At 33.7% G+C, this 6,466-nt stretch carries 7 protein-coding genes; 2 read left to right on the top strand and 5 right to left on the bottom strand.

Going from position 1 to position 6,466, the window contains the following annotated elements; genetic code table 11:
- The 4 genes from AC1DSL_RS15000 to AC1DSL_RS14985 all read right to left on the bottom strand — a co-directional run.
- Positions 1-1,046, bottom strand: a 1,046-nt coding sequence (locus tag AC1DSL_RS15000) for a helix-turn-helix domain-containing protein (protein WP_477532788.1), incomplete at its 3' end; no start/stop codon positions are given.
- Between the two features lie 417 nt (positions 1,047-1,463).
- Entirely contained in the window at positions 1,464-2,933 is a 1,470-nt protein-coding gene (locus tag AC1DSL_RS14995) for a polysaccharide deacetylase family protein (RefSeq protein ID WP_477532787.1), read from the bottom strand.
- Positions 2,934-3,174: 241 nt separating this feature from the next.
- Positions 3,175-4,047: an anti-sigma-V factor RsiV gene (gene rsiV, locus AC1DSL_RS14990; RefSeq protein ID WP_477532786.1), complete on the bottom strand. Its 873-nt coding sequence runs from the start codon at positions 4,045-4,047 to the stop codon at positions 3,175-3,177.
- Positions 4,048-4,072: 25 nt separating this feature from the next.
- Entirely contained in the window at positions 4,073-4,558 is a 486-nt protein-coding gene (locus AC1DSL_RS14985; protein ID WP_016428652.1) for an RNA polymerase sigma factor, read from the bottom strand.
- Between the two features lie 495 nt (positions 4,559-5,053).
- Between AC1DSL_RS14985 and AC1DSL_RS14980 the strand changes: the two genes are divergently transcribed.
- The gene (locus AC1DSL_RS14980) at positions 5,054-5,281 is read left to right on the top strand and encodes a hypothetical protein (RefSeq protein WP_477532785.1); all 228 of its coding nucleotides are present in this window, start codon (positions 5,054-5,056) and stop codon (positions 5,279-5,281) included.
- A gap of 487 nt (positions 5,282-5,768) precedes the next feature.
- Here the strand turns inward: AC1DSL_RS14980 and AC1DSL_RS14975 are convergent, their stop codons facing one another.
- A complete protein-coding gene (locus tag AC1DSL_RS14975; protein WP_016428654.1) occupies positions 5,769-5,906 on the bottom strand; it encodes a hypothetical protein in 138 nt (45 codons plus the stop codon).
- A gap of 173 nt (positions 5,907-6,079) precedes the next feature.
- Here AC1DSL_RS14975 and AC1DSL_RS14970 point away from each other — a divergent pair, with 173 nt between their 5' ends.
- Positions 6,080-6,442, top strand: a complete 363-nt coding sequence (locus AC1DSL_RS14970; protein WP_477532784.1) for a hypothetical protein — start codon at positions 6,080-6,082, stop codon at positions 6,440-6,442.
- Positions 6,443-6,466: the final 24 nt, after the last annotated feature.

Below are 6,466 nucleotides of genomic sequence, written 5' to 3'. Positions count from 1 at the left end.
TAATAAGAAAGATTCTTTTCCTTTGCTTTAGAATACATTTCAAGTCCTTTTTCACACCACATCAAAATGTTTTCAGGACTTTTTAGTTTTGAATATTCTTGAATAATGGATAAAATCGTTACGTAATAACCTTCAGTAGTCTTCTTGCAATCCATACTAGATAAAAAGTATTCGATGGCTTTATTTGACTCACCTTGTATTGTGAATAATGTCCCTAAATTCTGTGTAATAATTCCCTCAAAATCAAATAATCCACGATCTTTTAGTAATCTATAAGCTGCTTGAAAGTTATCTTCGGACTCTTTGTATTTATAATTTCTTTTATAACTAATTCCAATGGAAATATAACAATCAATGGCCCTGTTAAATAATAAAAGGTCACGGTATATATTTAGCGCCTTTCGAGCAAACTCGATTGTACTATAATTATAATTATTTACTAGGTAACAAATTGCCATGACATTGTACAGATCCGCTAATTCCCAATTTTCTAATACTATTGTTTTTTGATCTTCTAACGCCTGCTCAATGTATTCTACTGATTGAAGATATTCATCCGTGTAGAATGATTTTAGTGCTTTATTGATATTGAAAACGCACTTTTGATAGTTTGTTAAATTCTCTTCATGAAGTTCTATAAACTCAAACAAAGATTCTACACAAGACATTTCTTTACCACTTATTAAATACAATCTAGACAAAAAGAGTACGGAATTGATAGAGTATACCTGGTTTTTAAAAATAGTTCTCTTCTCTTCAATTTTGACGATTTCATTTGAAATAGACTTATGATCTCTATAGATTATTGCTGTTTTATAGAGCTCTTTAATTGAATTAAAAGTTGAAATTTCTTCTTCATCACTAACTTCAGTGATAGTTATAGAAAGTCTATTTAATAAGTTAACTAGGATTTCATCGCTTGGGACAAGTTGATTATTTTCAACTTTACTTAAATAAGATATCGAACATATGCCTTTTGCTAAATTCAATTGCTTAATCCCTTGATCAACTCTTGCTTGTTTAATAATCAATCCTATATTCTTCATCTATGCTCCTTTGCGAAATTCTAATTGTAAATTGTAAGTTAAATACACGAAAATTGAGAACTATTAAACAATTATGATTATACCAATAAATAGAACTTAGGTAAATGTTTGTATTAATTTAAGTGAATTTTTACTATAAAAGGGATTAAAGTATATAAATTTACAATAAAAAAACGAACCATCCGCAGAATGGTTTGTTTTTTTTGTTTTGATATATTAAATCCAATAAAAATAAGGTCAACCAGTAAAAACTGGTTAACCTTTTAATACAAAGCATTCGTTAGTTGAAGATATAACATCATTCTTTTTCTTAGATATGGTTTAAATGATTTCTTAATTTTTCCCCATAACTATTTTCTACAATTACTTATGTCAGATTGACCCAAAGGCAAGCTCTTGGGTCAATCTTTCAACTTATCATTCTAGTTCTGAAACGGTTACAAACTCATATCCTTCACTTGTTAAATAAGCAAGCACACTGTCTAAACCTTGAGCAGTCGATAAATGAATATCGTGCATTAATACGGTACTGCCGTCATGGACGCTACTTTTTACAGACGTTAAAAGTTGAGCAGCATCACGGTGTTTCCAATCGAGTGTATCTACATCCCACAAAACAACGGGTAATTGCATCACGTTTAACATGTCATCCTTGAAAGCACCGTAAGGAGGACGAAAAACAGTTGGTGCTTGTCCAGTGGCTTGTTCGATGATGTTATTTGTCCTTGAAACTTCTTTTGTAATCGAATCCGTCGCCATTTTAGTTAAGTTTGCATGGGTCCAAGTGTGGTTACCGAGCTCATGGCCAGCATTCAACACATCTTTCGCGATTTCCGGGTAAGATTCTACTCGACTGCCTAGCATAAAGAATGTTGCTTTTGCATCATACTTCGCTAGTGTGGCAAGGATTTGCGGCGTTACTTTTGGATCTGGACCATCATCAAACGTTAGGGCGACTTGCTTCGTATCCGTTTCTACAGGTTGAACATCATCACTGTCATCCGGTTCTTCTGCAGGTTCTTCTATCGGTTCTTCTTCTGCTTCATCTGAAACTTCTTCAACAGGAGGTTTTGGTAATACTTCTACATCCGGTTTATAAGGCGCTACTAATTGTTCAGTTAGCGCAGCAAGTGGCACGGCAATAACCGGTGCACCCGCGGCATCACTAGCGATTTCGTACTCATCGAAATATATGACGAGCGAATCGTCTATGAGGGCAAAGTTCTCGAAGTTGCTCCACTTCGGTTCGGTAGCCAAAATCATATCTTCTTCTAGAACTCTATTTGTTAAGCTTGGATCTTTCTGAATGCCATCTCGTACAAGTAATGAAAGTTTTACAAGCTTAGATTCGTCATGCCCAAATAAATCAGCAATCTCAATAATTTCACCTGACTCCGGGTCAAAATGAATGGTGTTAAAATTGGTAAAACCATTTGCACCGCCTAAATATGTTCCGGAAATCATAACAAATGAATACGATCCGGATGCATGTGGAAATGTTTCGAAAGCAATGTTCAACTCTCCAGGAGTCTTACTACCGATTCGCTTATTTTCTTCCATTGCAATTAAATAAGTATCCCGTTGTTCATCTATGTATTTTTTGACACGATCATTAAATGAGACTATTTTACTTTGTGGATACTGAATGGCATAAGGAGAATAGTCATCTTTTTTAACTTCAGTTGTAATAAGTATTCCAGGAAAAGCTGATTCTATCGTTGACACATCTTTTTTTACTTCTGGGGCGTGTCCGTTGTTTGTATTTTGTTTTGCATCGCTCTCTGTTGAGTATCCGAGAAAAATGAGGGTCATACTCAGAAATACAATCATACTGATACAGGCAACATCAATCCAGGGTCCGCGTTTCTTACTTTTGGATCTGGTCATTATCTCTAATTCTCCTTTTGTTAGTTATACGGCTTGAACGTAATGGTACAGACGTGAGTTCATAAATAGGGGAAAGACCTGTGCAACCCGAAATCCCAGCCGTCTGAGGTTTTTGTGAACACCTCAACGGCAGTTCGATTGCAGGTTGGGGCAGGACTTGCCAGCTATTTAGCAACACGAAATCCACAATACATCTAGGAAATAAATGATTGCAAATTGGAAAATGATGACTTTTAGGTGACTATTTAATGTAGTGGTTGCTGACTAAGGCATCCGAAAGAATATCAGATGGAATAATAAATTCAATAATACCCATAGCCCCAGGAGCAACTTCATATTTATCAAACGAAATGACTAATTGATTGTCTTTATTAATATAAAAGTTTTGTTTGCTACTAATCTTATCAAACAATCCAATCGTCGTTTCATCCCCTTCATCTCGAAACCAATATAACTTGTTTTCGTCATGTTTCATTTGTTCTTTCATTTGCTCTTTTATGTTCTCACTAATCAAATTAATATATGTTTCATCTTTAAACAGTAATGGAAGGGTTAATAAGATTTCATTTTTCTTATCAATGGTGTCATATGTCATGGTTGTAGATGAAGATCCAACGGTATTCACTACGTACCTTCCAATCGATAAAATATTATCCGTGTCAGTCTTTATTTCATAGCCACTATCTATGCCTAAGTGACCTCCATTTTCTTTTTTCATCTCGTCCATTTCTTTCGTAAACGTATCATAGAGTTGTTTGTTTTCGTTCAAATATTTTTGATTTAAACTATTTTCAAGATCCTTGTTTTTTAAGTTAGAAACAGCAGGAACCTTTAAATGTGCCTGATAAGTTTTTTCATCTACAGTGTATTCAGTAAATGTCAGGACATCTACTAAATTTCCAACAATCGGAACATCCGACAATGTTTTCGCAAATGTTGGGCTACTATTTATGGAGAGAATAAAAATAGCAGATGCAGCTAAACCAATAACTGATTTAAATGGAAATTTTCTTACGCTAGAACGACTAATGGCGTTCGCTACGATGAAATCCAAATTATCTGGAATCGGGATGTTCTGGTAATCAGATTTTAATTCTTCTAATTTTTTATCCAATATCATTTTCCTCCTAAAAATAAGATCATGCCATTTGAATTCGGAGTAATTTTAGAGCTTTGGTTAATCGTGTTTTAATGGTATTTGGGTTTTCGTTTAATATTTCTGCGACTTCTTCTATTTTTAAATCTTCAAAATAGCGAAGAACAATCACACTTCGGTATTTTAGAGAAAGAGATTCTAAAGCTCTTTCTAGATCAATATTTGAATACTGATTTTCTACTCCATCAGCGTATGACTCAAGTGCTTCTTCATCAACAAACATTAACTTTTTCTGTTTTTTTAAAAAATCTAGTGATGTATTCACTACTATTCGATAAAACCAACTTTTTATATATTGTTCATTCTTTATGTGTCGTTTTGATGAAATGGCTTTTTGTATAGAATCTTGTAGTATATCTACTGCATCATTTTCATTTTTCACATAACTATACGCTAATCTATAAAAAGCTTCTTTATTATCGGTTATACATTCTACAAGTTTCTTTTCTATGTGCAAATTCCCCTTCATCTAAAAAGCTCCTTTCTTAGAAGGTGTTCTATAAATAAGTCGTATTAGTTTAAAATAGTTTTAATTATATAAAATAGACTTCAACAAAACAGTTCTACTTATGTATTCTTGCTACGAAGGTTAGCAAGGGTGTTATTAATCTACGATTAAAGGGACTTCCTTAAAAAGGAAAAATCCATTGAACAGTTAATTGGGCAGATTACTGAGTATTTACAATGTAATACCCAATAATGCACTCATTAAAATTGTAGCTGATGCGATTGTTTTGATTATTATTTCTTGTGTTTTATAAAATCTCCTTTGTGTTGTTCAATATTTAACCTTTACATATATTAGACGAACGAAGTATGTAAATAGTTTTGATTATTTTTTATTTATATTTTTCCAGTTCCCTATTATCTTCTGAAATTCATAAAAAATAAAATTTCGTACTGTCACTGCGGATTATTATAAAAAATACGAGTAATTTAGTGGAAATGTGGGAGATTCAGTTAGATGAAATTGAACATGGGGCGGGCCGATACTAAGACCTTTATGAGAAAAGTGGAACAGTATGCAACCGCTACTGTAGAGGAGGCCAAAACCTTAAAGGTGGGGGCAATAGATTTTGTGGAATCGTTAGGAAACTGTCCAGGTTGTGGAGAGCCAATACGACAGTCTGAAAAACGGTATTTCTGTTCTTCTGCCAGCGGCTGCACCTTTTATATTTGGAAAACTCAATAATTCAAAAATGTGACACCTAAAATGTTAGCGATGCTATTGACCAAAAAGAAAACAAATACGCTTTCCTTTAAATCTAAGACTGGTACTTACAAAGCCGTTTTGACACTTGAAATGCCTTTAACCGAAGGGCAACTTGTTCGAGTGTTCAAATAAGATGATTTTTTGTACCTCTTCATATCCCATTATAGTATTAAATCAAAGTTCACTAAGTATTTAACCACATTGTTGACAACAAAAAACCAAATATAGGAGTGCGAATATGTTCAGTAACATATGGTACGAAATCAGCTTTCTATCTATGAGATTCAAGGCTTGAAAAGAACGAAAGTCAGTAGGAATACAAAGAAAAGGCTATGTGAAAATTTACGATTATACTAAACGCAAATGAACAGTACGAGTTCAACGATACGCACACTAAGATACGAATATTCTTTGTCTTAAAGAATGGGTACTTCAAGACAAAGAATAATGTTCTTAGGATAAATTATTAAATATCGGGACACGCTTTAAAACCACATCTTGGCGGAAACTTATCGCTTGTATCAAAAGGTGTTGCACCTAGTGCTGAAGTTGATCCCATAAGAATAACAGACAGCAAGAAAGCAGATAGAATTTTCTTTTTCATATTAACTCCTCCTTTCTGAATATTTAATCTATTATAACATTACAAAAATGGTAATAGTAGGGAATAAAGCATTAAAATAACTTCTAAATTCGACATAATATGTCAATTGTAATGTCGAAGGAGAAAAATGAACTATCACGTTTTCGAACATGACGGATTCAAACTGAACCTTTATGTTTTCGGCACAAGATTTAACAGATTTTGTGGACCTTTGGAATTTCGGCATTAGTGCTGAACGATACGCATCATTGACACGTACAGAGAGGGTGAACCAATTGAATAAAATGCCTTATGAAATAAAAAAGAAGTTGCGTCAATATGACAATGCAAACAAAAAAGCAAAGATGCTACACGATGAAGTGTCTGATTTGTTTGAAGAATACGGTGTACCATACGACAATTTGGCGTCTAGTCATTCAAATTATAACGATGAACCGAACACGGAAGGATTAGCATACATCAATAATTCCGAGGGTCATATAGAGAGCAATATAGCCGAGATAGAAGAAGTGTTTCTTCATTTTGTTAACAAATAATAGTTCGCAGGATAACTAGATGTA

The organism is Paenisporosarcina sp. P4_D4, assembly GCF_056401835.1.
The sequence above is the reverse complement of the archived record's forward strand: the minus strand, read 5'-3'. Positions and strand labels throughout refer to the sequence as shown.

Bases quoted from the DNA above. Each gene is read 5' to 3' on its own strand.
- AC1DSL_RS14995 (WP_477532787.1), bottom strand. From the start codon at position 2,933: ATGACCAGATCCAAAAGTAAGAAACGCGGACCCTGGATTGATGTTGCC.
- AC1DSL_RS14985 (WP_016428652.1), bottom strand. From the start codon at position 4,558: ATGAAGGGGAATTTGCACATAGAAAAGAAACTTGTAGAATGTATAACC.
- AC1DSL_RS14980 (WP_477532785.1), top strand. From the start codon at position 5,054: ATGAAATTGAACATGGGGCGGGCCGATACTAAGACCTTTATGAGAAAA.
- AC1DSL_RS14975 (WP_016428654.1), bottom strand. From the start codon at position 5,906: ATGAAAAAGAAAATTCTATCTGCTTTCTTGCTGTCTGTTATTCTTATG.
- AC1DSL_RS14970 (WP_477532784.1), top strand. From the start codon at position 6,080: ATGTTTTCGGCACAAGATTTAACAGATTTTGTGGACCTTTGGAATTTC.